Origin of the sequence: Kitasatospora sp. NPDC048540 (assembly GCF_040651175.1) — a bacterium.
In the GTDB taxonomy this organism is placed as follows: domain Bacteria; phylum Actinomycetota; class Actinomycetes; order Streptomycetales; family Streptomycetaceae; genus Kitasatospora.
On the sequence record NZ_JBEZIR010000242.1, the window covers coordinates 1 to 4,066 of the forward strand.

Annotated in this window: 1 protein-coding gene and 2 pseudogenes; all 3 read right to left on the bottom strand. The window is 70.9% G+C overall.

The genetic code is table 11. The features are described 5' to 3' along the window. A pseudogene (locus tag AB0D08_RS40385) lies at positions 1 to 70 on the bottom strand (roadblock/LC7 domain-containing protein); the annotation flags it as partial. Positions 71 to 80: 10 nt separating this feature from the next. Next, positions 81 to 3,587 (bottom strand): nitrate- and nitrite sensing domain-containing protein, encoded by a 3,507-nt coding sequence (locus AB0D08_RS40390; protein WP_359895357.1) that lies wholly within the window; start codon positions 3,585 to 3,587, stop codon positions 81 to 83. A gap of 365 nt (positions 3,588 to 3,952) precedes the next feature. Continuing rightward, positions 3,953 to 4,066 (bottom strand): annotated as a pseudogene (locus AB0D08_RS40395) (ATP-binding protein); the annotation flags it as partial.

Below are 4,066 nucleotides of genomic sequence, written 5' to 3' on the forward strand. Positions count from 1 at the left end.
GCGACACCCCGGGGGTGTTGTCCACGAAATTGGTGATCAGCCAGTTCAGGTTCTGTGCGGCCTGGCTCATCTGACTCAACTCAACGCTCCTGGTGGTTCGAGCCGCCGAAGAGATCGGTGCTGTTGTTCTGCTGTCCGTTGCCGGACCGGCCCTGCTGGGAAATTTCTTGGGGATCGATCCGGAAGCTACCGGTCGCGCCCGGGTCGCCGCCGGCGCTTCGGCCCTGCTCCACGCCGCGGCGCAGGTTGGTCAGGCGCCCGCGCACCTCCTCCGGGTTGCGGGAGACCTGCGGGCCGTCCTGCGGAGTCGGCTTGGCGTTGCCGGGGACCAGGTTCTGCTTGGGCACCCGGCGCGGCAGACCGGACGGCGTGGTGCCGCCGGCCGCCGGCTCGCGCAGCTGCTCGGCGCGCTGCCAGTCACCGTCGTTGGGGGACTGCCAGTCGCCGGCCGGCGAGCTGGTCGGACCGGTCGGGCCGTAGCCGCCGAGCGCCGACACCTGGTGGCCGCGCTGCTCCGAGTCGCCGCCGGTGTCCCGGGCGCCGGTGAACCAGTTCGGCTTCTCGCCGTCCGACCGGCCGCCCTGGTCGCCGCCGCCGAACACCGAACCGGCGTTGGCGGACGAGCCGGCCAGCTGCTGGCCCGGGCGGCGCTGGGGCAGCCCCGAGCCGAGCGTCCCGCCCTGGGAGGGCGGCAGCGCCGCCGGGGGCTCCTCCTGGCCGTAGGGGCGCCCGGCGGGCGCCTCCTCGGCCCGGCCGCCGCCGAACGGCTGGTAGCCCTGGTCGTACTGCTGGTCGTAGCCGCCACGGCCGTACTGGTCCTGGCCGTACTGCTGCCCGCCGTACTGGTCCTGCCCGTACTGGTCCTGACCGTAGTCCTGGTAGCCGTCCTGGGCGAAGGGCTGCTCCTGGCCGTACGGCGCGCCCTGGTACTGCGGGTCCTGGTACTGGGCGTTGCCCTGGAACTGGTCGTCCGCGTACTCGGGGTACTCGCGGTAGCCGTCCTGGGCGTACGGCTGGCCGGCGAACTGCCCCTGGCCGTACTGGTCCTGCTGCTGGTAGCCCTGGTCGGCGTAGCTCTCGCCGTACGGCGGCTCGACCAGCTCGGCCTCCAGCGGCTCCTGCTCGCCGTCGCCCTCGCCGGACTCCAGAGCCGCCAGACGGCGCTGCTCGAGCCGCTGCGAGCGCTGGACGGACTCCAGCGCCGGGCTGAAGCCGCTGGTGCCGGTGTTGCCGGTGAGGTGGTCGTCGAAGCCCAGTTCGGCGGCGCTGCGGGCCGGACCGACCTGGTCCCAGGCCTCGGCGGCCGGCTCCTGCTCGGCGAAGATGCGGGAGACCGTGAACTCCTCCTCCGGCTCGGGACGCGCGCTCAGCTGGACCAGCATCTGCGGGAGCATCACCAGGGAGGTGGTGCCGGCGGACTCGCCGGAGGGGCGGAGCTGGACCCGGATGTCGTGGCGCTGCGAGAGGCGGCCGACCACGAACAGGCCCATGCGGCGGGAGATGGTGGCGTCGACCGTGGGCGGCTCGGCCAGCTTCTCGTTGATCTCGGCGAAGTCCTCGGCGGTGAGGCCGATGCCCTTGTCGTGGATCTCCACCAGCACCCGGCCGTCCGGCAGGCGGGTGGCGTTGACCAGCACCCGGGTCTGCGGGCTGGAGAACGAGGTGGCGTTCTCCAGCAGCTCGGCGAGCAGGTGGACGAGGTCGGTCACGGCGGGGCCGACGACGTCGGCGTCGGGTATGCCGGCCAGCTCGATGCGCTCGTACTGCTCCACCTCGGAGGCGGCGGCGCGGAGCACGTCGACCAGCGGCACCGGGGTGTTCCAGCGGCGGCCCGGCTCCTCACCGGCGAGGACGAGGAGGTTCTCGCCGTTGCGGCGCATACGGGTCGCGAGGTGGTCCAGCTTGAAGAGGTTCTCCAGCTGGTCCGGGTCGGCCTCGTTGTTCTCCAGGTCGGTGATCAGCGCCAGCTGGCGCTGGATCAGGCTCTGGCTGCGGCGCGACAGGTTGGAGAAGATCGCGTTCAGGTTGCCTCGGAGCAGGGCCTGCTCGGCGGCGAGCGAGACCGCCTGGGCGTGGACCTGGTCGAAGGCGCGGGCGACCTCGCCGATCTCGTCCTTGCCCCACAGCGGGATCTGCGCGACCGAGGTGTCCACCCGGTCCGGGTCGGTCTTGGAGAGCTTCTCGACCAGGTCCGGCAGACGGTGGTTGGCGATCTCCAGCGCGGCGCTGTTGAGCACGCGCATGCCGAGGATCATCGAGCGGGCGATGAAGCCGGTGAGCAGACCGGCCAGCGCGAGCGCCGCGATCACGATCGCCGAGTTCAGGATGGCGTCGGTCTGGGCGCGCGACTTGATGTTCGCGGCGCCGGCCACGACCTGGTCGAGCAGCTTGTTCTCGGTGTTGCGCAGGGTGTTGATGTGGCCACCGGTGGCCTGGGTCCAGTTGTCGAGGTTCAGGCCCTCGGCGGTGGCGGCCTCGAAGGTGGCGCGGGCCTGCTCCTTGCCCTTGGTCTCGCCGGCCGAGGCGGCCGCGGAGTACGCCAGACCGATGTTCATCAGACCCTGGACGGTCGGGATGGCCTGGCCGCCGGGCATCCGGTGCGGGGAGCGCAGATCGGCCGAGGCCTGCTCGCCGATCGCGTCCGCGTAGACCTTGGCGTCCTCGGCGGTGCTGCCGGTGGTGAACTCGCTGATCGCGGTCTGCTCGAGCTTGGCGGAGACCAGCAGGGTCTGGATCAGCTCGACGTTCTCGTACCTGGTGACCGTGTTGGTGCCGATGCCGACCAGCAGGTGGGTCATCAGTACGCGCTGGGTCGAGGCGGAGGCCTTGGCCAGCGACATGGCGTAGATGGAGCGGCCGCGGCTGGTCTCGCTGGAGCTGCCGAAGCCGACCGAGTTGTCGATCGCCAGCAGCGGCGCGAACATCGCGGAGTACGCGGCCGGGGTCGCGGTGGCGAACAGCTCCGGCTTGTAGGCGTTGTCCCGCAGGTGCGGGAGGTCGGCGACGAGCAGCTGGAACGCCTCGTTGCGGCGCGACAGCGTGGCGTCGTCCTTCACCTTGGCGAAGGCCTTGTTGTAGGCCGCCAGCGCCTGGTCGGTCAGACCGCGGTACTTCTTCACGTCCCCGTTGGGGTCGTTGCCGGTGATCCGCGGCGCGGCGGTGAAGTCGCGCTCGTTCTCCAGGGCGTCGGCCAGCACCGTCGCGGTGCGGGCCAGGTCCGCGGTCTTGAGCGCCTTGTCGGCCTTGACCCAGTCGTCGAACGAGGTGTTGACGCGAAGACCGCCGAAGACCAGGCCGATGATGACCGGGATCAGCAGGATCGCGACGAGGCGGGTCGGCACCCGCCAGTTCAGCGGGGACAGGAACTCGTACCGGCCGCCGCCGGCGGCACGCCGCTCGTCGGTGTCGGAGCCCTTGGGGGACTGGCCCGGCTTCGGTCCGCCGCCGAGCACGACGGACGGCCCGGGGCCGGTCCGCTCCTCGGTGGGGCTGAACGCGGAGAACCCTGCGGGTGCCTGGCCGCTACCGCCCGGCTCACTCTGGCGGGGCTCTGAGCGCTGCGGGGTGACTGGCTGCTTACGCCTCACTCGACAACAACCTCTCGACCGACTGGCGGCCATGGATCTATCCAGCGGCTTCCCCCGGTGGCCGCAGCCCGCTGTGGGTGGAACTGCCAACGATGACTACGGGGTAGCTGGAATTTCAGCACGTGCAGGGATTCGGGACAAACAGCACTCCGTACCCGGTCAGGCACGAGCAAATTGGACATTTGTGGGCAGGTGACCCCAAACCTCAAGGTCATCCGCGCATATCGGATCGAGTCGGTCACTGTGGGTCAATGACGATCTCCAAATGCCTACCGAACCGTTATGCGCCACAGCGCCCGTGCCCGCCCCCGCCCGAGGGGCGGAAGGCGGGCACGTGCCGTACCTCACGGAGGAGGGCCGGCGGGTCAGCGCAGTCTGGCCAGCAGGGCGTGTTCGACCAGGGTGATCAGGGCGCTCTTGGCGCTGTCCCGGCGTCGGGCGTCGAGGGCGATGATCGGGGTGTCGGGGCCGAGCTGGAG